The following is a 19,986-nucleotide window of genomic DNA, read 5'->3' on the forward strand; positions in this document are numbered from 1 at the left end:
GCGGGTCGTCGTCATCGACTGCACCGACACGGGGGCGTCCCCGCCGACCGCCACGGAGCCGACCTGGATCTGCCGGCTCTTCCGGCGCTCGGCGATCGGCCTGGCCGGTACGGCGGGGACGCCCAGGGGGACGGCGGTCATGGCCTCACTCCCGGTTCCCGCCGACCGTCTCGCGCATGGCCCGCAGGGACTCCTTCAGCGAGCCCATGGTGGCCAGCACGGCGGTGGGCTCGTAGCCGCAGTGCGCCATGCAGTTGGCGCAGCGCGGGTCCTTGCCGCGGCCGTACTTGTCCCAGTCCGTGTCCTCGATCAGCTCGCGGTACGTCGGGACGTAGCCGTCGCTCATCAGGTAGCAGGGGCGCTGCCAGCCGAAGAGGGAGTAGTTGGGGATCGCCCAGGCGGTGCAGGGGAAGTCGACCTTGCCCTCCAGGAAGTCCAGGAAGAGCGGGGAGTGGTTGAGCCGCCAGCGGCTCCGGTTGCCGCCGGAGAAGGCCTTCCTGAACAGTTCGCGGGTCTGCTCGACGCCGAGGAAGTGCTCCTGGTCGGGCGCCTTCTCGTAGGCGTAGGCGGGCGAGATCATCATCTCGTCGACCCTGAGCTCGTCGTTGAGGAAGTTGAGGACCTCCACGACGGTCTGCGGGGTGTCGGTGTTGAAGAAGGTGGAGTTGGTGGTGACCCGGAAGCCGCGCCGCTGGGCCTCCTTGATCGCCTCCACCGCCTCGTCGAAGACGCCTTCCTTGGCCACCGACTCGTCGTGCCGCTCCCGCAGTCCGTCGATGTGCACCGCGAAGGCGAAGTACGGGGAGGGCGTGAACCTGTCGATCTTCTTACGCAGCAGCATGGCGTTGGTGCAGAGGAAGACGTACTTGCGCCTGGCCACCAGCTGCCGCACGATCTCGTCGATCTGAGGGTGCATCAGCGGTTCGCCGCCGGCGATCGACACCATCGGCGCGCCGGACTCCAGCACCGCGCCCACCGCCTGGGCCACCGGCATGCGCTGCTTGAGCACGCCCGCCGGGTGCTGGATCTTCCCGCAGCCCTCGCACTTGAGATTGCAGGCGAACAGCGGCTCCAGCTCGACGATGAGCGGGAACTTGTCACGCCTGCGGAGCTTCTGTTCGGCCAGGTATGTAGCAACCTTGATGGACTGTCGCAGCGGCATGGCCATCTGGCTCACCTCCGGGGGAGCAGCAGGGAACGGTGCCATTCGAAGAAAGCGGGAAGCACACGGCGAAGAACGCGGAAAGCTGATATTCCACCGCGCAACGTACCGATCCGGACGAGTTCGTGTTCTGGAGCGTCCACGACCACCCGGACGGCCGCAACCGGGCGCTCGCCCGCCCGGACGGCACTCAGGAGCGTGGCGGCCGACTCCATGTCGACCGCGATGGCTCCGGTCGCGCGCAGCGCGGCACGCTCGGCGCCGCGTACGACGTGGTCGGAGCCGGTGAGTGGGCCGGTGTGCACGGTGCGGCCGGGAACGGCCCGTGTCAGCTCCTTGACCAGCAGTTCGGTGCCCACGCACGGGGTGCTGCCGTGCGGGTCCCGGGTCTCCTCGGCGACGACGAGGTCGCCGGGGTGCATACCGGGGGCCAGGCCCGCGCAGAAGCCGGTGGCGACCACCGCGGCGTCGGCGAGCACCGGGCCGGCCAGCACCCGGGTGACGGACCGTTCCGCCGCCCTCGGCCCCATCCCGGTGCGCACCACCGTGACCGGCCCGTCCGCGCCGCCACGGTCGCCCATGCGCAGGGCGAGGTGCTCGATGCCGAGCGCGCAGGCGATCAGCAGCGGAGCCGGGGCGGGCCTGGCCGTCATCAGCCCCCCTCGGCCTCGGTGCGGGGTCCGGCGAAGGGGTCGCCGTTGACGTACCGGCCGAGCGCGGTCAGTGGGAAGACCAGCCGGTACAGGTGGTAGTTGATGGAGAAGTCCCAGGGGAATCCGGTGCCGGTGAAGTGGGGCTCGTCCCAGGAGCCGTCCTCGCGCTGGCGGGCCGTGAGCCACTCGATGCCGCGCCGGACGGCCTTGGACTCGTTGTCCCCCGCGGCCAGCAGGGCGAGCAGCGCCCAGGCGGTCTGTGAGGGCGTGGACTCGCCGCGCCCGCCCCAGCCGCGGGTGTCCCGGTAGGAGCGCAGGTCCTCGCCCCAGCCGCCGTCGTCGTTCTGTACGGTCTCCAGCCAGGTCACCGCCCGCCGGATCGACGGGTGGGAGCCGGGCAGGCCGGCCGCGGTCAGGGCGGGCACCACCGAGCCGGTGCCGTAGATGTAGTTGACGCCCCAGCGCCCGAACCACGAGCCGTCCGGCTCCTGTTCGGCCAGCAGCCACCGGATGCCGCGCAGGGTGCGCGGGTCGTGGGCGAGGCCCTCGAAGGCGAGCATCTCGACGACGTGCGCGGTGACGTCGGCCGAGGGCGGGTCGATGACCTCGCCGAAGTCGCAGAACGGCAGCCGGTTGGGGAGCGGACTGGTGTTGTCGACGTCGAAGGCGCCCCACGCGCCGTTGCGGGACTGCATGCCGAGGCTCCAGCGCACGGCACGTCCGACGGCCCGGTCCAGCCGCTCGGAGTCGTGGTGGCGGACCCGGCGCAGCGCGAGGACGACCTCGGCGGTGTCGTCGATGTCGGGGTAGTTGTCGTTGTGGAACTCGAACGCCCAGCCGCCCGGCTGGAGTCCGGGACGCTTGACCGCCCAGTCGCCGGGGCGGACGATCTCCTCGCCGAGCATCCAGTCGGCGGCCTTGACGAGTTGGGGATGGTCGGCGGGCACCCCGGCGTCGGCCAGCGCGATGGTCGCGAGGCAGGTGTCCCACACCGGCGACTGACAGGCCTCGATCATGCGGGCGCCGTCCGCGCGCCACACGGCGAAACGGTCCAGCGAGGCCAGTCCCTCGCGCATCACCGGATGCCTCAGGTCGTAGCCGAGCAGATGCAGCGCGATCAGCGAGTACACGGCCGGCGGCTGGATGCCGCCCCAGCAGCCGTCGTTCTCCTGCCGCTCGATGATCCAGCGGGCGGCGGTGTTCATCGCCGCCTTGCGCAGCCGGTGCGGGGCGATCTTGCGCAGCGCGTGCAGCGTGCGGTCCAGACGCTGGAAGGCGCCGTCCCAACTGAACGGCGGGGCGAGGGGCTTGGGCGGGTTGGGCCGCGCGGGGTCGGTGTGCAGCTCGTCGAGCGGGAAGGGCGCGGGGCGCACCGGGCGCTTGGCCGAGACGACGGTCAGCGGGACGATCGTCTGCCGGGCCCAGCAGCCGAAGTCGTAGATGTTGAGCGGCACCCACGGCGGCAAGTAGATGATCTCCGGCGGGAGTTCGGGCAGGTCCTCCCACTTCCACCAGCCGAACAGGGCGAGCCAGATCCGGGTGAAGACCCGGGCCCCGGCGATCCCGCCGCGCTCGCGGACCCAGGCGGACGCCTTCGCCATATGGGGTGCGCCGGGGTCGTCCCCGGCCAGCCGCAGGGCGACGTACGCCTCGATGGTGGCGGACAGTTCGCCCGGTCCGCCGTAGAAGGTGGCCCAGGTGCCGTCCTCGCGCTGTTCACCGCGGATGAACAGGGCGGCCGCCCGGATGGTGTGGTCGTCGAGGATGCCCAGGAACTGGCGCAGCAGCAGGTCCTCGGCGTCCATGGTGACGTTGGTCTCCAGGTCGCCCTTCCACCAGCCCTGGGCGTTCTGGCGGGCCAGCAGGTGGTCGGTCGCGCGCCGCATCGCGCGTTCGGCGGCGTCGAGCACCCCGGCCGCCCCGGGGGCGGTGCTGTGTGTCCGTGTGGCCGCGGCAGCGTGGGGCGGCACCGCCCCGGCGCTTCCGTCGGTCGTCGCTGTCATGGCTTCCCCTTCACTGCAGTCGTGCTGGTGGTGCGTCTGCCGTGGGTCCGCCGTCGGCCGGCGGGCGCACCGGGTGCGCCCGCGGCCGGCGACTAAGCGAGGTTCGTCCGGCCCATGGTGATCATCTCTTTCGTACGACGACGAAGTCGGCGAGCGCCGAGAACTGCGCCCTGACCCTCTCGGGCATGTCGACGGCGTCCAGGGCCTTCAGGGCGAGGGTGTGCTGGTGGCGGGCCTCGGAGGCGGTCCACTCGCGGCCGCCCGCCTCCTCGACGAGGGCGGCGCGGGCGGCGAACTCCGCCTCGGAGAAGTTCGCGAAGTCGCTGCTCCTGGCGTCGGCGGCGAGCAGCTCCCCGAGCCGCTCGGAGGCGGGGCCGCCGGCCGCGAGGGCGGCGACGACGGGCAGGGACTTCTTGCGCTGGCGCAGGTCGCTCCAGGTCTGCTTGCCGGTGGACCCGGGGTCGCCCCAGATGCCGAGGAGGTCGTCGACGGCCTGGAAGGCGAGGCCGAGGTGGTGGCCGTACTTCTCCAGGTGGTCGGCGGTGTGGTCGTCGGCGCCGCCCAGCACGGCGCCGATGGAGCTGGCGCAGGCGAGCAGGGCGCCGGTCTTGTTGCCCTCCATCTCCAGGCACTCCTCGACGCTGACGCGGTCGCGGTGCTCGTAGGAGATGTCCTGGGCCTGGCCGTCGATGAGGGCCCGGGAGGCGGAGGTCAGCCGGCGGGTGGCGCGGGCGGCCTCGGCGGTGCCCAGCTCCAGCAGGACCTCGTTGGCGAGGGCGAACATGGCGTCGCCGACCAGGATGGCCTGGGCGGGGCCGTGCACCTTCCAGACGGTCTCGCGGTGGCGGCGCCGCTCGTCGCCGTCCATCAGGTCGTCGTGCAGCAGCGAGAAGTTGTGGACCAGTTCCACGGCGACGGCGCCGGGGACGCCGGTCTCGGGCCGGGCGCCGGTGACCTCGGCGGACAGCACGGCCAGGGCGGGGCGTACGGCCTTGCCGCCGTCGCCCGCGCTCGGCCTGCCCTCTGCGTCGATCCAGCCGAAGTGGTAGGCGGACACGGTGTCCATGGGCGGCGCCAGGCGGTCGACGGCCGCCCGCAGCACGGGGGTGGTCAGGGTCCGGCCGCGCTCCAGGAGGGTGGTCACGTCCACCGCGGTCTCGCGTTCGGCCGTCGAGGCCGGGGGCACAGTGGGCACAGGTTCTCCTCTTGTTGCGGTGCCGGAGGTGCGGGGACCTGCCGCGCGCTCATCGAGTCTCATGCCGCCGCCTCGAACTCGAAGAGGTGGCGGGGGCGGGGCCGTCCCAGGGCGCTCAGCGCGGCGTCCGCCGCGCCGACACCGCTGCGGACCGCACTCTCCATCGTCGCGGGCCACCCTGTGGCGGTCCACGATCCGGCCAGGTACAGGCCGGGTGCCTTGGTGTGGGCGCCGGGCCTGAGCCGTCCGACGCCGGGGGCGGGGGCGAACGTGGCGGTGCGCTCCCGGGTCACGAAGAAGTCCAGCACCTCGGCCCCGCGGGTGAGCGGCAGCAGCCGCTCCAGCTCGGGCAGATAGCGCTCGCGCAGCGCGGCCACCGGCTCGTCGATGTCCCGTTGCGCGGCCGACTGGGAGACCGCGAGGTACTGGCCGCGGCGCAGCCCGGAGGCGGCGGTGCGGTCGAACACCCACTGCAGGGGGGTGCCGAGGGCGGCCAGGAACGGCGCGTCGAGCACCTTGCGGTCGTAGACGACGTGGACGTTGAGGATCGGCGCGGTGCCGATCTCCAGCAGCCGCCCGGGGGCGTCGAGGGCGCCGGCGGGCAGCAGGTCGTACGCCTCGCGCTGCGGTACGGCGAGGACGACGGCGTCCGCCTCGACGGTCTCGCCGGGAACCCGGACGCTCCAGCGTCCGTTCCCGTGACGGGAGACGGAGGTGACTCGTGTACGGACCTCGGTACGCACGCCCGCGGAGTCGAGCGCCTTGCGGGCCAGCCGGTCGTGCAGTTCGCCCAGCGGGACGTGCGCCCAGCCGATGTCGGCGGCGCCGGGGTCGGACAGCAGACCGGTCTTGAACACCATCGCGGCGAGCCCCAGGGAGGCGTCGCCCGCGACCGCGTTGAGGGTGGCGACCCCGACCAGGTCCCACAGGGCCTCGACGGCACGCGCCGACTGACCGTGCGTGGTCAGCCAGCTGCCGAAGTCCTGTGCGTCCAGGCCCGGATCGGTGAGGTCGAGGCCCTGCAGCGCGAGCGCGGCGCGGCCGACCGCGGCGCGTTCGGCGAGGGAGAGATGCGGATAGGTGGCGAGGCTGCGCCCCAGGTGCAGGGGGACGGGCAGCGCGTCGCGCCGCAGTCTGCCGAGCCTTCGGCCCGCGGGCCGGGCCACGTCGAGGACGGGTACGTCGAGCCGCTTCTGGAGCGGGGCGAGGGCGCTGCCCTCGATCCGGTCGAGGAACCACCGGTAGGCGGTGCAGCAGCGCAGATAGACGTGCTGGCCGTTGTCGACGGTGAGGTCGCCGCGCTGGAAGGAGAAGGCCAGGCCGCCCAGTCTCGGCCTGCCCTCGAGCAGGGTGACGCGCATGCCCGCGTCGGCGAGCGCGAGCGCGGCGGTGACGCCTGCGAGCCCGCCGCCGACCACGACGGCATCCCGGCCGGACGTCCCGGGGCTCTCGGCGAGGCCGGTGAGCGGCTCGTGCGGCCGCTGGCCGTCGGTCATCGTGTGCCCTCCCCCGCAAAGCCGCCATGACGGTCGAACGCTGCACGGCGGGCCGCTGCACTCAGGGACGCCGTCCGCCGGCGGAGGGTTGCGCACCGTTTGCGGCCCGTGCGACGGGCCTCTCTGTTGATGCCTGCGGCGTCACCTCGGCCCGGGCTCCCGGAGCCCGCGGGGCTGTCCATCAGATCCGCCTCCTGCCGGTCCGCGTCACATGGCGGGTGTCCAGTCCGGACAGTCCGCGCACGGCGACGTAGGCCTTCTCGGGGCCGGGCAGGGAGACACGGCCGCGCAGCACGGCCCCGGGGTCGCGCTCGATACGGTCCAGCAGCCTGCGGTAGATGCCGGCCATGGCCGCGACGCAGGCGCCGCTGCGCCGGTCGAGCAGGGGCAGCAGCCGGTAGCCCTCGGCGAACAGGGTGCGGGCCCGGCGCACCTCGAAGTGCACGAGACCGGCGAAGTCGGAGCCCCCGGGCGGCACGGGCCCCCCGTCGAAGCCGGCCGAGCAGCCGAACTTGGCGAGGTCGTCGGCGGGCAGATAGGTGCGCCCGTCCGCGGCGTCCTCGCGGACGTCCCGCAGGATGTTGGTGAGCTGGAGCGCGAGCCCGAGGGTGTCGGCGTACTCGGACGCGCGCTCGGCGCCGCGCGCTCCCCGTTCGGTGCCGAACACGCCGAGCGAGAGCCGTCCGATGGCGCCCGCCACACAGCGGCAGTACACCTTCAGGTCGTCCCAGGTCTCGTAGGTCTCGCCGCGTACGTCCATCAGCACGCCGTCGATCAGCTCGTCGAGGCCGTTGAGCGGGATCGGGAAGACCTGCGCGGCGTGGGTGAGAGCGACCGCGACGGGGTCGGTGTCGTCCTCGTCGACCGTGCCCGCGCGCACCCGGGCCAGCATGGCGCGGGTGTCCTCCAGCCGGGCCGCCTTGACGTCCGGGGCGAGCGCCCCGTCGCCGATGTCGTCGACGCGGCGCGAGAACGCGTACAGCGCGGACATCGCCCGGCGCTTGGCCACGGGCAGCAGCCGGATGCCGTAGGCGAAGTTACGGGCCTGCTGGCCGGTGACGGTCTCGCAGTAGCTGTAGGCGGCGAGTACCGGTGCGGACACGGGTGGTGGAGACTCCACGGACCGGATCACCCCTCCCCTCGCAGAGTGGCGCCCACCTGACGCAGCCGCCGGAGCTTGCCGGGCCTGGGCGGGCCGGGAAGTACGTCGTACTCGGCGGCGGCGATGGCGTCGAGGGCCGCCGCGCCCCCCGCCACGAACCCCGCGAGCAGCAGTCTGAGCCTGCCGTGGACGCTGCCCACCAGGGGCGCGCCCTCGCGCAGCAGGTCACGGGCACGCCCGCTCTCGAACGCGATCAGCGCGCGCACCGACGCGCCCGCGGACGTCGCGGCGAGGTCGGACTCCTGGACGTGGAAGCGCTTCATGTCCTCGGCGGGCAGATAGATCCGGTCGCGGCCGAGGTCCTCGGCCACGTCCTGGAGGTGCTCGACGATCTGGAGGGCGGTGCAGATCTCGTCGGAGCGGCGGACGCGCTCCGGGGTGGAGGTGCCGGTGACGGCGAGCACGAGCCGGCCGACGGGGTTGGCCGACAGTTCGCAGTAGGCGAGCAGGTCGTCGTAGGTCTCGTACCGGCTGACCAGCTGGTCCTGGCGGTTCGCGGCGATCAGGCCGAGGAAGGGCTCGGGGGTGAGCGCGCGGCGGCGGACGGTCGGCCGCAGGCGGCGCAGCAGCGGGTGCCGGGGTTCGCCGTCGAAGACGCGGCGCAGATCGGCCTCGAAGGCGTCCAGCAGGGCCATGCGGTCGTCGGCGCGGTCCGGGGCCACGCCGAGCAGGCGGGCGTCGGCGCCGCCGGGGGCGAGGTCGCCGTCGCCGATGTCGTCGACGAGGCGGGCGAAGCCGTACACGGCCATGAGGTCGGTGCGCCAGGCGCGGGGCAGGAAGAACGGGGCCACGGGGAAGTTCTCGGCCGCGGCCTTGCCGAGCGTGTCGCGCTCGGGGTCGCCGAGGCGTGTCGTGTGGGTTCCCGTCACCGCTCGCTGCCCTGGGCGGGGACGGCGCATGCCTCGCGGAGCCGGGGAGTTTCCGTAGCCATTGCCGTCACATCTCCCGTTCTACACTGCCGACCCAATACACACTATTTCGGACACGCCGCCGGGCGCTCGGCGCGGCGCCCCGAGGGGCGGTGTCGCGCATTATCGCCCCACTTGCCGCGATTGGGCACCGGTACAGCTTACGTTGTACAACGCGGCCCGGACCGTGGGGGTGTCCGGGACATCACAAGACAACACCGATCGACGTCCAAGGTTCCCGCCGGAAGGCGGAGTTGACGGTTCTCGTGCAGGCCGCCCGCACAGGCCGGGCCCCGCCGGAGCGAGTCCAGCGGGGCCCGGTGCCGGCAGGTCACTTGCCGGTGAACTTCTCGTACTCCTTGAGCACCTCTTCGGTGGGGCCGTCCATGCGCAGCTCACCGCGCTCCAGCCACAGCACGCGGTCGCAGGTGTCGCGGATCGACTTGTTGTTGTGGCTGACCAGGAAGACCGTGCCGGCCTGTCCGCGCAGCTCGCGGATACGGGCCTCGGAGCGCTTCTGGAAGGAGCGGTCGCCGGTGGCGAGCGCCTCGTCGATCATGAGGACGTCGTGGTCCTTGGCGGCGGCGATGGAGAACCGCAGCCGGGCCGCCATGCCGGAGGAGTACGTCCGCATCGGCAGGGTGATGAAGTCGCCCTTCTCGTTGATGCCGGAGAAGTCGACGATCTCCTGGTAACGCTCCTTGATCTGCTCCCGGGACATGCCCATGGCGAGACCGCCGAGGATGACGTTGCGCTCGCCGGTGAGGTCGTTCATCAGGGCCGCGTTCACGCCGAGCAGGGAGGGCTGGCCGTCGGTGTAGACCCTGCCGCTCTCCGCGGGCAGCAGGCCGGCGATGGCCCGCAGCAGGGTGGACTTGCCCGAGCCGTTGGAGCCGATGAGGCCGACGGCCTCGCCCCGGTAGGCGACGAAGGACACGCCCTTGACCGCGTGCACCTTGCGCACGCCGCGCTCCTCGCCGCGCTTGACTATGCGGCTCAGGGCCGAGGTCGCGCTGCCCTTGCCGGTCTTGGCGCCGTTGACGCGGTAGACGATGTGCAGCTCGTCGGCGATGACGGTGGGGATGCGGGGCTCAGCCACGGCCGTACCTCTCCTCAGCCTTCCAGAAGTACACGAAGCCGCCCACCGCGAACAGCACGGCCCAGCCGGCCGCGGCCGCCCAGACGTGGTCGGGCAGGTTCTTCGAGCCGTAGTCGTCGATCAGCGCGAAGCGCATCAGGTCCATGTAGATCGCGGCCGGGTTCCACTGGAGCACCGTGGCGATCCACTGCGGCTTGTCGGCCAGCATGATCGGGATGGAGTACATGACGCCGGAGGCGTACATCCACGTCCGCATCACGAACGGCATCAGCTGCGCGAGGTCGGGGGTCTTCGCGCCGGCCCGGGCCACGATCAGGGCGAGGCCGGTGTTGAAGAGGAACTGGAGCGCCAGCACCGGGAAGATCAGCAGCCAGGACAGGTCCGGGTAGCTGCCGAACGCGGTGGTCACCGCGACCAGCACGATCATCGAGAACAGCAGCTGCTGGAGCTGCTGGAGCGAGAAGGAGACGGGCAGCGAGGCACGCGGGAAGTGCAGCGCCCGCACCAGGCCGAGGTTCCCGGAGATCGCCCGCACGCCCGCCATCACCGAGCTCTGCGTGAAGGTGAACACGAACACGCCGGTGACCAGGAAGGGGATGTAGACGTCCCGGGACATGCCCCGGTCGGCCTCCAGGATGACACCGAAGATGAAGAAGTAGACGGCCGCGTTCAGCAGCGGTGTGACCACCTGCCACAGCTGGCCGAGCTTGGCCTGGCTGTACTGGGCGGTCAGCTTGGCCTGGGAGAACGCCAGGATGAAGTGGCGGCGGCCCCAGAGCCGGCGGACGTACTCGACGAGCGAGGGCCGGGCGCCGCTGACGGCCAGCCCGTACTTCTCGGCGAGCTGGGCCGCCGTCATGGACTCGTCGGGGGACGGGGGCGCGGTCACCGCGAGTCCTCCGTCCTGCGTGGTCTCACTCACTAGTGGAAACTTTCGTCTTCGATGTGCGGCCGGTTCGGGCCGGCCGGGGCCTGGCCCTTCACCGGCGCTCCCAGGGTCGAGCTTGTCAGATCACCGGGGGCCGGCCCAGCCGGGTCAGCCGCCACACGGTACGCCACTTCATCGGCCGGCGGGGCCCGCAGGCCGTGGTCCAGCCTTCCCGGAACCCGCCGAACCACGCCTGGAGCGCGGGCTTCGAGGGACGGCGTACGAGGGTGAGCAGCAGCCACACCCCGAGGTACACCGGGACCAGGGGGGCGGGCAGATTGCGGCGGGCCAGCCAGACGCGGTTGCGGGCGACCATGCGGTGGTAGACCGCGTGCCGGGAGGGAGCCGTCGTCGGGTGGTACAGCACCATGTCGGCGCGGTAGTCGATCATCCAGCCGGCGTCGAGCGCGCGCCAGGCCAGGTCGGTCTCCTCATGGGCGTAGAAGAACTCGTCGGGCAGCCCGCCGACCTCGGCGAACACCCGGGTGCGCACGGCGTTGGCGCCGCCCAGGAAGGTGGTGACCCGGGAGGAGCGCATCGGGTCGGAGGCGCGCAGCCGGGGGACGTGGCGGCGCTGGGTGACCCCGGTCTCCGGGTCGGCGATGCGGAAGCTCACGATGCCGAGGCGGTCGTCGTCGGCGAAGGCGCGGCGGCACAGTTCGGCGGTGTCGGTGCGGGCGAGCAGGCCGTCGTCGTCGAGGAAGAGCAGTATGTCGACATCGCGGCCGCCGGGCCCGAAGGCCTCGATGCCCACGTTGCGGCCGCCGGGGATGCCGAGGTTCTCGGGCAGCTCCACCGTGCGCACGCCCGCGGGGACGTCCGGGACGGGCGAGCCGTTGCCGACCACGACGACGTCGACCGGGCCGCCCTCCTGCCCCGCGACCGAGTCGAGCAGGGCGCGCAGCTCGTCGGGGCGGTTGCCCATGGTGATGATCACCGCGCCGACCTTCATCGGGGCGCTCACTTCAGCCTGCTGGAGGCGAGGATGGACACCAGGTGCAGCAGCGTCTGGAGCAGCGCGATGCCGGCCATGACCGCGACGCCGAGCCGGGTGAAGAACAGGTCGCCGCGCATCTGGTCGGCGACCGCCAGGGCCAGGATCACCAGCGAGGCCTCGATGCCCAGGATCAGGCGGTGGAACTTCAGCGCGGCGGCGGCCCGGCGGGCCAGCGCCATGCCGGAGGAGCGCATCTCGGCGGCCGCCTCCTGCACGGGCGGCTTGCCGGCCTGGTGGCGGGCGACGCCGACCAGGTCGGTCTCGGCCTTGATCAGGATCGCGCCGAGCGCGGCCAGGGTGCCGAGGAAGGCCCACAGCCAGTCGACGCGGCCCTCGCCCCACAGGTCGGCGGCGCGCAGGCCGAAGCCGACCAGCACCGCGGCGTCGGTGAGGTAGGCGCCGACCCGGTCGAGGTAGACGCCGTTGAGCGAGTACATCTTCTTCCAGCGCGCGATCTCGCCGTCGACGCAGTCCAGCAGCAGGTACATCTGGACGCACAGCACGCCGAGGACCGCGCCCGCGATGCCCGGCACCAGCAGAGCCGGGGCCGCGAGCACGCCGAAGACGGTCATCAGGTACGTGAGCTGGTTGGGCGTGACCCTGGTGTTCACCAGGTAGCGGTCGACCCGCAGGGACACCTCACGCATGTAGAGGCGTCCCATCCAGTGCTCACCGCTGCGCCGGTCCTTGACCCCGGCGGGGTGGACGACCGGACGGAGTTCAGCTACCGATGGCCTTGACATAGTCGGCGTAGATGTCCTTGATCTGGTCGGTTGTCAGGTCGAGATGTTCGAGGATCGTGTAGCGGCCGGGCCGGGTCCGGGGGGCGAACTCCACGGCCCGGACGAACTCCTCGGGCGTGAAGCCGATCTCCTCCGGCAGCACGGGAAGCCCGTGCTGGCGCAGGACGGCGGCCATGTAGGCCGACTCCTCCCGGGCCCCGCGCAGGTACATCGCGAAGGCCGCGCCCAGGCCGCACTGCTCGCCGTGGGCGGCCGCCCGTTTGGGGTACAGCAGGTCGAAGGCGTGGTTGATCTCGTGGCACGCGCCGGAGGACGGGCGGGAGTCGCCCGACACCGACATGGCGATGCCGCTGAGCACCAGCGCCTCGGCCAGCACCTGGAGGAAGTCGGTGTCCGCGATGGTGCCGGGGTGACGCAGCACGGCCTCGCCGGCCTGCCGGGCGATGGCGGCGGCCAGGCCGTCGATCTTCTCGCCCTTGACCCGGTGCGCCAGCTCCCAGTCGGCGATCGCCGAGATGTTCGACACGGCGTCGCCGATGCCGGCCCGCACGAAGCGCACCGGCGCCTCGCGGATGACGTCCAGGTCGATCACGACCGCGATCGGGTTCGGCACCCCGTAGGAGCCGCGGCCCGCGTCGTTGTCCAGGGTCGCGACCGGTGAGCACAGGCCGTCGTGGGCGAGGTTGGTGGGTACGGCGACCAGCGGCAGGCCGACGCGCGCCGCGGCGAACTTGGCGCAGTCGATGATCTTGCCGCCGCCGAGCCCGACGACCGCGTCGTAGTGGCCGGCCTTGATGTCGGCGGCCAGCAGCACGGCGTCGTCGAGCGTGCCGCCGCCGACCTCGTACCAGCTGGCGCCGGGCAGGGCGGGCTGGAGCCGCTCGCGCAGCCGGGCGCCGGAGCCGCCGCTGACGGCGACCGCGAGCTTGCCGGAGTGCGAGATGCGCTCGTCGGCGAGCACACCGGCGAGGTCGTCCAGGGCGCCGGGGCGGATGTCGACGACGACGGGCGAGGGGATCAGCCTGGTCAGTACCGGCACGCGATCTCCCGTCCCCGGGCGAGATCGTCGTGGTTGTCGATCTCCACCCAGTCGACCTGGCCGATCGGCGCGACGTCGATCTTGAATCCGCGGTTCACGAGCTCCTGGTAGCCGTGCTCGTAGAACTGCTGCGGGTCGGTCTCCCAGACGGTCTTCAGCGCGTCGACGAGCTCGGGGGCGGCCTCGCCCTCGATGAGGGTGACGCCGATGTACTCGCCGGTGGCCTCGGCCGGGTCCATCAGCTTGGTGATCTTCCGAACGCCCTGGTCGGCGCCGACGACGACCTTCATCTCCTCGTCCGCGAGGGACTTCACGGTGTCCAGGGCCAGGATGATGCGACGGCCCTCGCCGCGGGCGGCCAGCAGGGTCTTCTCGACGGAGACCGGGTGGACGGTGTCGCCGTTGGCGAGGATCACGCCGTCCTTGAGGGCGTCACGGCCGCACCACAGGGAGTAGGCGTTGTTCCACTCCTCGGCCTTGTCGTTGTCGATGAGGGTGAGCGTGAGGCCGTACTCGGCCTCCAGCGCCGCCTTGCGCGCGTAGACGGCCTCCTTGCGGTAGCCGACGATGACCGCGACCTCGGTGAGACCGATCTCGGCGAAGTTGCCGAGGGTCAGGTCCAGGACCGTGGGCTCGCCCTCTATGCCCGCGGGCCCCACCGGCACCAGCGCCTTGGGCAGGGTGTCGGTGTAGGGGCGCAGACGCCTTCCGGCGCCGGCCGCCAGCACGAGGCCGATCATGCGGGTTCTCCTTCGTCGTGTACGGCGGGCGCGCCTCCCAGATGAGAGGCCACCCAGAAGCGGATGCTCTCGGCGAGCACCACCAGGGCGACGGCCACGGCCAGTGCCGTGAGCGCGACCGTGAACTGCGCGCCGGTGAGCAGCGCGGCCAGCACGGCGACGAGCAGCGTCCGCCCTTCCTGCCCGCCGATGGCGCGCACCAGCCAGGCCGGGGGCGCGCCGGCGTTTCCGCGGATGCGGTACACCGTGTCGTAGTGATGGTAGGCGACCGCCGCCACCAGGCCGAAAGCCGCGGGGAGGGCTCCGTTCACCCCGGCTTTGCACGCCAGGGCGAGGACGGTGCCGTACTCGGCGGCCCGGAACAGCGGCGGGACCAGCCAGTCGAGAGGGCCCTTGAGCGGGCGGGCGGCGGTGAGCGCGGAGAAGGCGACGTAGACCACGCCGCTCACGACGGGCAGCCAGCTGCCGTACGGCGCGAGGGACGCGGTGAGCAGGATGGCGGCGGTGCCCAGCAGGGCGGAGACCACGGGGGTGCGCATCGGCAGCGCGACACGGCTCAGCGCCTGGGCGAGCGGGCCGTTGTCCGCCAGGTCCGCCAGCGCCTTGGCCGCCCGGTCGGTCCGCTCGGCCTTGCGGGTCAGCGAGCGCAGCACCCGGCCGGCGGTGGTGTACGTCGCCGCGAACGCGCAGCCGACGAGCAGGGCGTAGAAGGTGACGCGCGGGGTGGTGAGCGCGGTCAGGACCGCGATCATCGCCCAGCGCTCGCCGATCGGCAGCACGATCATGCGCCGGATCCACACCGTCCAGCCGACGCTGTCGAGCTTGTCGGAGAGGGCGGCGGTGGGGCTGGTGTTGGCGGTGGCGTCGTGGTTGGCCTCGTTGAAGGAGAAGTCGACCACGTGCCGGCAGGTCTGGAGGATCATCGCGCCGAGCGCGAGGGCCCATACGTCGTCGCCGCCGCGGGCCGCGCCGAGGGCGAGGCCGGCGTAGTAGGCGTACTCCTTGGCCCGGTCGAAGGTGGCGTCCAGCCAGGCGCCGAGGGTGGAGTACTGGAGGGAGTAGCGGGCGAGCTGGCCGTCGGTGCAGTCCAGCACGAAGGAGAAGATCAGCAGGACGCCCGCCGCGACGAACCCGCCGCGGGTGCCGGTGGCGGCGCACCCGGCCGCGATCAGCGCGGTGAGCAGCGAGGCGGTGGTGACCTGGTTGGGGGTCAGACCCCGGCGGGCGCACCAGCGGGCGATGTACCGGGAGTAGGGGCTGATGAAGTAGGTGGTGAAGAAGCCGTCGCGGGCCTTCACGGCGGACTTCAGGCGTACGGCCTCGTCGTCGACGGCCAGGACGGACTGCCGGGCCTCGTTGCGGGCCTGCGGGTCGGCAGGGACGGTGGCGACGAGACTGCCCAGTTCGGGGCGGTGCACGGCGGCGCCGTCCGCGTCCAGTGCGGTGGCCAGCCGGTCGGCGAGTCCGGCGACGGCGATCCGGCCGCCGCCCGGGGCGCTCTCCCCGGACATGGCCCGGCCGAGGGCCTGGCGGCCGTCCGGCTGGGCGGTGACGGCGCCGGGGATCGCGGCGAGCGGGAAGCGCGGGTCGGTCAGCCCGAGGCGCAGCGCGTGCAGGTGGCCGACGAAGGCGGGGTCGACGACAGCGACACGCCGGTCGGCCGGGACCTCCTCCAGGAGGGCCGCGGCGTCGTCGGCGCCGGACGCCACGCGGACATCGAAGCCGAGGGACCGCAGATCGTCCTCGATCGACGATCCGGGGACCGGCTGACCGGTGAGGATGGCGGTCGGCAACCCAACTCACTCCCTGGAGTGCCGGCGCCTGCGCGCCGGTCGTGTACATGTGGGCGGCGCCCCTTGGCTGGACCAGGCGGGCGGCGTGTCGGCAGAGGCTATCGGATGATGGGAAAGCCGTGTTCACCGGCCGTTCACGGCCCGGTCGACACGGTCTGCTGGTGACCTCCGTCGCGATCATCATCGGTGATGGGGTGCCGGGCGGACAAAATCGCGACCCCAGAACGGGCATTCGAGACATACGGCCGTCCGGGTGAGCGCGGCGGGGGCCCCTCCGGCGCCGACGGCGGCTCAGGCCCTGTCTGGCACATTCCCGTCGTCCGCCCGAAGGGCGGGTCGGCAACGCGGCTGGGGGTGCCCCCTCTGGGGGAGTGCGTGCCGGACGCCGCCCGGCGGGCGGGAATGTGCCAGACAGGCCCTAGGGTGGGCGACCATGACATGGCTGATCACCGGCGGTGCCGGATACATCGGGGCGCATGTGGCACGGGCCATGGCCGGTGCCGGGGAGCGCGTCGTGGCGCTGGACGACCTCTCGGCGGGCTTCGCGGCGCGGCTGCCGGAGAGCGTGCCGCTCGTGGCGGGCTCGGCCGGGGACCCGGCCCTGCTGCGGCAGGTGTTCGCCGAGCACGAGGTGACCGGCGTGGTGCATCTCGCCGCCCGCAAGCAGGTGGCGGAGTCGGTCGCGCGGCCGACCTGGTACTACGCGGAGAACGTGGGCGGGCTCGCCACGCTCCTGGACGCCGTCGCCGAGGCCGGGATCGGCCGGTTCGTCTTCTCCTCCTCCGCGGCCGTCTACGGCACCCCGGACGTGGACCTCATCACCGAGGACACCCCGTGCGCCCCGGTGAACCCCTACGGCGAGACCAAGCTGGCCGGAGAGTGGCTGGTCAGGGCCGCGGGCCGGGCGCACGGGATCGCGACGGTGTGCCTGCGCTACTTCAACGTGGCGGGGGCGGCGGCGCCCGAGCTGGCCGACACGGGCGTCTTCAACATCGTCCCGATGGTCTTCGACCGGCTCACCCGCGACGACGCGCCGCGGATCTTCGGCGCCGACTACCCGACGCCGGACGGCACCTGCGTGCGCGACTACATCCATGTGGCCGACCTCGCCGAGGCCCATCTCGCCGCGGCCCGGCAGCTGAACGCCGCCGGAGCCCCGGGCGACCTCACGGTGAACATCGGGCGCGGCCAGGGCGTCTCCGTGCGCGAGCTGGTCACGCTGATCGGCGAGGTGACGGGCGACACCCGCGCGCCCGTCGTCGAGGACCGCCGCCCCGGTGACGCGCCCCGCGCGGTCGCCTCGGCCGCCCGCGCCGCGAAGGAGCTCGGCTGGAGCGCCCGGTACGGCCTGACGGACATGGTCGAGTCCGCCTGGCGGGGATGGCGGCTGCACCACGGCCGGTGAGGCGGCGGCGGGGCCGACGAGGCCCCGCGCGGGCGCGGACACACCACGGCCGGCGACGTCACCGCTCTGACCTGCGCTTCGTTTCCGCAGGTCAGAGCATATGACAACGGTGTTCAGTGCCGCGTTGCCGGGTACCCCCCACCCGTAGTTCACTGTGATCCCGGTCCGATCACAGGAGGGCGGTTCTCATGGGGGCTGGGCACGACCACGGGCATACGCACGGGCACGCCGGGAGCGGTACGGCGACCGCGGCGTACCGCGGACGGCTGAGGGTCGCGCTCGCGATCACGCTCGGTGTGATGGTGACCGAGATCGTGGGCGGCGTGATGGCCGACTCGCTGGCGCTGATCGCGGACGCCGCGCACATGGCGACCGACGCGCTCGGGCTCGGCATGGCCCTGCTGGCGATCCACTTCGCGGGCCTCCCACCGACGGCCCGGCGCACCTTCGGCTACGCCCGCGCGGAGATCCTCGCGGCGCTGGCCAACTGTCTGCTGCTGCTCGGCGTCGGCGGCTACGTCCTGTACGAGGCGGTCCAGCGGTTCATCACGCCGGCCGGCACCGAGGGCGGGGTGACGATCGTGTTCGCGCTGGTGGGCCTCGCCGCGAACATGGTCTCCCTCACCCTGCTGATGCGCGGCAGCAAGGACAGCCTGAACGTGCGCGGCGCGTTCCTGGAGGTCGCGGCGGACGCGCTGGGCTCGGTCGCGGTGCTGGTCTCGGCCACGGTGATCCTCACCACCGGCTGGGAGGCGGCGGACCCGATCGCCTCGCTGGTGATCGGCCTGATGATCGTGCCGCGCACCCTGAGGCTGCTGCGCGAGACCCTGGACGTGCTGCTGGAGTCGGCCCCCCGGGGCGTCGACATGGCCGAGGTGCGCGAGCACGTCCTGGCGCTGGACGGGGTGGAGGACGTGCACGACCTGCACGCCTGGACGATCACCTCGGGGATGCCGGTGCTCTCGGCGCACGTGGTGGTGCGCGAGGACGTCCTCAGCGCGATCGGGCACGAGAAGATGCTGCACGAGCTCCAGGGCTGTCTCGGCGACCACTTCGACGTGGAGCACTGCACCTTCCAGCTGGAGCCCGGCGGCCACGCCGAGCACGAGGCGCGGCTGTGCCACTGACCCGGCGGCCCGGTCCGGTGGTTGGGCAGGTGGTTGCGGCACGTGGTTGCGGCACGCGCCCCTGGGCATGATCGTCCATCGGGTCCCCATTCCGGCGTACCGAAGGGCGGTAGTGCCGGAAGTGCCGGTTTCGTACGGCAGACTGGGGCGCGGGAACCGAAGCGAAGGATGGGTATGGCGATCACCTCTGCCACCGCGACGCGGCAGGCGTCTCAGGGCACCGCGGAAGCAATCTTGCTGGAACTCGTCGACGAGAACGGCGTGACGATCGGCACCGCGGAGAAGCTCGCCGCCCATCAGGCGCCGGGACAGCTGCACCGCGCGTTCTCGGTGTTCCTGTTCGACGACCGCGGGCGGCTGCTGCTCCAGCAGCGTGCGCTCGGCAAGTACCACTCCCCCGGCGTGTGGTCCAACACCTGCTGCGGCCACCCCTACCCCGGTGAGGCACCCTTCGCCGCCGCGGCCCGCCGCACCTTCGAGGAGCTCGGGGCCTCCCCGGCGCTGCTGGCGGAGGCGGGCACGGTCCGCTACAACCACCCGGACCCCGCATCGGGTCTCGTGGAGCAGGAGTACAACCACCTCTTCGTCGGCCTGGTGCAGGCCCCGCTGCGGCCGGACGCGCGGGAGGTCGGCGACACGGCCTTCGTGACACCCGCGGAGCTCGCGGAGCGGCATGCGAAGGACGTGTTCTCGGCGTGGTTCATGACCGTGCTGGACGCCGCCCGTCCCGCGATCCGCGAGCTGACGGGCGACGCCTCCGGCTGGTGAGACCGGACCCGGCACCGGGGCCCGCCTCCCGGTCGTCGGGTACGGCACTCAGGGCGACAGCGCGGGTTTGAGCGGCAGGGCGGCCCAGATCACCTTGCCGCCGCTCGCGGTGTGCTCGACGTCGCACACCCCGCCCGCCTCCCGCGTGATCTCCCGTACGAGGAGCAGCCCCCGGCCGCCCGTCTGGCCGTGGTCGGCCTCCAGGGCGGTCGGCCGGTAGGGGTGGTTGTCCTCGACGGAGACCCGCACCCACTCCGCGCCGACGGCGACCTCCACGGCCAGCACCGGCGACAGCAGGGCCGCGTGCCGCACGGCGTTGGTCACCAGCTCCGAGACGATCAGCAGGAGTCCCTGGACGAGGTCGTCCGAAGCGGGCACTCCCTGCCGGTACAGCAAGTCCCGCACGGCGTGCCGCGCCTGCGGGACCGAGGCTTCCACGGCCGGGGCCGTGAACCGCCAGACACCCTCGTACGGCAGCGGGTCGGGGGGGCCCGCCCGAAGGGGTGCGTCCGCGTCACCTGCTGGGCGTGGACCGGGCCCGCGCCCGTGGGTCTCCATCGTCCGGTCGCCACCCTCGCGCTCGATTGTCACCACACGTCGAGTGTTGATAACGAGTCGCTCCGGACCGGATGACTGAACACAAGTCAGCGACTATCGAGCGTTTCTGACCGTTGGCGTATGACACGGTCAGTTGTGGGACTGCTCCTGCCCCGATAGTGCCGCCTTCGCGAACTATTCGGGTTGTACGGGTTTGACCGCGAGCTCGCC

At 72.4% G+C, this 19,986-nt stretch carries 19 protein-coding genes and 1 pseudogene; 3 read left to right on the forward strand and 17 right to left on the reverse strand.

The window, feature by feature from the left end:
• The 16 genes and pseudogenes from ACFYR0_RS33640 to ACFYR0_RS33715 form a co-directional block, all read right to left on the reverse strand.
• Positions 1-141, reverse strand: a pseudogene (locus ACFYR0_RS33640) (4-hydroxy-3-methylbut-2-en-1-yl diphosphate synthase); the annotation flags it as partial.
• Between the two features lie 4 nt (positions 142-145).
• Positions 146-1,168, reverse strand: coding sequence for an adenosyl-hopene transferase HpnH (gene hpnH, locus ACFYR0_RS33645; protein ID WP_389336708.1), 1,023 nt, complete (start codon positions 1,166-1,168; stop codon positions 146-148).
• Positions 1,169-1,173: 5 nt separating this feature from the next.
• Positions 1,174-1,815 carry a 1-hydroxy-2-methyl-2-butenyl 4-diphosphate reductase gene (locus ACFYR0_RS33650; protein WP_389336711.1) on the reverse strand — a complete coding sequence of 214 codons (642 nt, stop codon included), beginning with the start codon at positions 1,813-1,815 and terminating at the stop codon, positions 1,174-1,176.
• Positions 1,815-3,818: a squalene--hopene cyclase gene (gene shc / locus ACFYR0_RS33655; protein WP_389336714.1), complete on the reverse strand. Its 2,004-nt coding sequence runs from the start codon at positions 3,816-3,818 to the stop codon at positions 1,815-1,817. The genes ACFYR0_RS33650 and shc overlap by 1 nt, the downstream gene beginning before the upstream one ends.
• Positions 3,819-3,939: 121 nt before the next feature.
• Entirely contained in the window at positions 3,940-5,004 is a 1,065-nt protein-coding gene (locus ACFYR0_RS33660; protein WP_389336912.1) for a polyprenyl synthetase family protein, read from the reverse strand.
• A 68-nt stretch (positions 5,005-5,072) separates the two neighbouring features.
• On the reverse strand, positions 5,073-6,509 hold the full coding sequence (hpnE, locus tag ACFYR0_RS33665) for a hydroxysqualene dehydroxylase HpnE (RefSeq protein WP_389336717.1): 1,437 nt from the start codon (positions 6,507-6,509) through the stop codon (positions 5,073-5,075).
• On the reverse strand, positions 6,506-6,691 hold the full coding sequence (locus tag ACFYR0_RS33670) for a DUF6380 family protein (RefSeq protein WP_389336720.1): 186 nt from the start codon (positions 6,689-6,691) through the stop codon (positions 6,506-6,508). The genes hpnE and ACFYR0_RS33670 overlap by 4 nt, the downstream gene beginning before the upstream one ends.
• Complete coding sequence (gene hpnD / locus ACFYR0_RS33675) at positions 6,691-7,641, reverse strand: presqualene diphosphate synthase HpnD (protein ID WP_389336723.1); 951 nt, start codon at positions 7,639-7,641, stop codon at positions 6,691-6,693. The genes ACFYR0_RS33670 and hpnD overlap by 1 nt, the downstream gene beginning before the upstream one ends.
• Positions 7,638-8,570, reverse strand: a complete 933-nt coding sequence (gene hpnC, locus ACFYR0_RS33680; protein WP_389336726.1) for a squalene synthase HpnC — start codon at positions 8,568-8,570, stop codon at positions 7,638-7,640. The genes hpnD and hpnC overlap by 4 nt, the downstream gene beginning before the upstream one ends.
• Positions 8,571-8,910: 340 nt before the next feature.
• Positions 8,911-9,678, reverse strand: a complete 768-nt coding sequence (locus tag ACFYR0_RS33685) for an ABC transporter ATP-binding protein (RefSeq protein WP_389336729.1) — start codon at positions 9,676-9,678, stop codon at positions 8,911-8,913.
• Positions 9,671-10,600, reverse strand: a complete 930-nt coding sequence (locus tag ACFYR0_RS33690; protein WP_386378306.1) for an ABC transporter permease — start codon at positions 10,598-10,600, stop codon at positions 9,671-9,673. The genes ACFYR0_RS33685 and ACFYR0_RS33690 overlap by 8 nt, the downstream gene beginning before the upstream one ends.
• Before the next feature lie 85 nt (positions 10,601-10,685).
• On the reverse strand, positions 10,686-11,570 hold the full coding sequence (locus ACFYR0_RS33695; RefSeq protein ID WP_389336732.1) for a glycosyltransferase family 2 protein: 885 nt from the start codon (positions 11,568-11,570) through the stop codon (positions 10,686-10,688).
• Positions 11,567-12,346 carry a CDP-alcohol phosphatidyltransferase family protein gene (locus tag ACFYR0_RS33700; RefSeq protein ID WP_389336735.1) on the reverse strand — a complete coding sequence of 260 codons (780 nt, stop codon included), beginning with the start codon at positions 12,344-12,346 and terminating at the stop codon, positions 11,567-11,569. Before ACFYR0_RS33700 ends, ACFYR0_RS33695 begins: the two co-directional genes overlap by 4 nt.
• Entirely contained in the window at positions 12,324-13,385 is a 1,062-nt protein-coding gene (locus ACFYR0_RS33705) for an iron-containing alcohol dehydrogenase family protein (protein ID WP_389336738.1), read from the reverse strand. The genes ACFYR0_RS33700 and ACFYR0_RS33705 overlap by 23 nt, the downstream gene beginning before the upstream one ends.
• Positions 13,373-14,125: a sugar phosphate nucleotidyltransferase gene (locus tag ACFYR0_RS33710; protein WP_389336741.1), complete on the reverse strand. Its 753-nt coding sequence runs from the start codon at positions 14,123-14,125 to the stop codon at positions 13,373-13,375. The genes ACFYR0_RS33705 and ACFYR0_RS33710 overlap by 13 nt, the downstream gene beginning before the upstream one ends.
• Positions 14,122-15,918: a DUF5941 domain-containing protein gene (locus ACFYR0_RS33715; protein WP_389336745.1), complete on the reverse strand. Its 1,797-nt coding sequence runs from the start codon at positions 15,916-15,918 to the stop codon at positions 14,122-14,124. Before ACFYR0_RS33715 ends, ACFYR0_RS33710 begins: the two co-directional genes overlap by 4 nt.
• A gap of 433 nt (positions 15,919-16,351) precedes the next feature.
• Here ACFYR0_RS33715 and galE point away from each other — a divergent pair, with 433 nt between their 5' ends.
• The 3 genes from galE (at position 16,352) to idi (ending at position 19,218) form a co-directional block, all read left to right on the forward strand.
• Positions 16,352-17,323 (forward strand): UDP-glucose 4-epimerase GalE, encoded by a 972-nt coding sequence (gene galE, locus ACFYR0_RS33720; RefSeq protein WP_389336748.1) that lies wholly within the window; start codon positions 16,352-16,354, stop codon positions 17,321-17,323.
• A 188-nt stretch (positions 17,324-17,511) separates the two neighbouring features.
• Positions 17,512-18,450, forward strand: coding sequence for a cation diffusion facilitator family transporter (locus ACFYR0_RS33725; RefSeq protein ID WP_389336751.1), 939 nt, complete (start codon positions 17,512-17,514; stop codon positions 18,448-18,450).
• Between the two features lie 174 nt (positions 18,451-18,624).
• On the forward strand, positions 18,625-19,218 hold the full coding sequence (gene idi, locus ACFYR0_RS33730) for an isopentenyl-diphosphate Delta-isomerase (RefSeq protein WP_389336754.1): 594 nt from the start codon (positions 18,625-18,627) through the stop codon (positions 19,216-19,218).
• A 48-nt stretch (positions 19,219-19,266) separates the two neighbouring features.
• Here idi and ACFYR0_RS33735 read toward each other — a convergent pair whose 3' ends face one another.
• Positions 19,267-19,776, reverse strand: a complete 510-nt coding sequence (locus tag ACFYR0_RS33735; RefSeq protein ID WP_389336915.1) for an ATP-binding protein — start codon at positions 19,774-19,776, stop codon at positions 19,267-19,269.
• Positions 19,777-19,986: the final 210 nt, after the last annotated feature.

It is taken from the genome of Streptomyces sp. NPDC005017 (genome assembly GCF_042873115.1).
GTDB lineage: Bacteria > Actinomycetota > Actinomycetes > Streptomycetales > Streptomycetaceae > Streptomyces.

Bases quoted from the DNA above. Each gene is read 5' to 3' on its own strand.
- hpnC (WP_389336726.1), bottom strand. From the start codon at position 8,570: ATGCGCCGTCCCCGCCCAGGGCAGCGAGCGGTGACGGGAACCCACACG.
- ACFYR0_RS33670 (WP_389336720.1), bottom strand. From the start codon at position 6,691: ATGGACAGCCCCGCGGGCTCCGGGAGCCCGGGCCGAGGTGACGCCGCA.
- shc (WP_389336714.1), bottom strand. From the start codon at position 3,818: ATGACAGCGACGACCGACGGAAGCGCCGGGGCGGTGCCGCCCCACGCT.
- hpnH (WP_389336708.1), bottom strand. From the start codon at position 1,168: ATGGCCATGCCGCTGCGACAGTCCATCAAGGTTGCTACATACCTGGCC.
- ACFYR0_RS33710 (WP_389336741.1), bottom strand. From the start codon at position 14,125: ATGATCGGCCTCGTGCTGGCGGCCGGCGCCGGAAGGCGTCTGCGCCCC.
- idi (WP_389336754.1), top strand. From the start codon at position 18,625: ATGGCGATCACCTCTGCCACCGCGACGCGGCAGGCGTCTCAGGGCACC.
- galE (WP_389336748.1), top strand. From the start codon at position 16,352: ATGACATGGCTGATCACCGGCGGTGCCGGATACATCGGGGCGCATGTG.
- ACFYR0_RS33725 (WP_389336751.1), top strand. From the start codon at position 17,512: ATGGGGGCTGGGCACGACCACGGGCATACGCACGGGCACGCCGGGAGC.
- ACFYR0_RS33700 (WP_389336735.1), bottom strand. From the start codon at position 12,346: ATGTCAAGGCCATCGGTAGCTGAACTCCGTCCGGTCGTCCACCCCGCC.
- ACFYR0_RS33735 (WP_389336915.1), bottom strand. From the start codon at position 19,776: ATGGAGACCCACGGGCGCGGGCCCGGTCCACGCCCAGCAGGTGACGCG.
- hpnE (WP_389336717.1), bottom strand. From the start codon at position 6,509: ATGACCGACGGCCAGCGGCCGCACGAGCCGCTCACCGGCCTCGCCGAG.
- ACFYR0_RS33650 (WP_389336711.1), bottom strand. From the start codon at position 1,815: ATGACGGCCAGGCCCGCCCCGGCTCCGCTGCTGATCGCCTGCGCGCTC.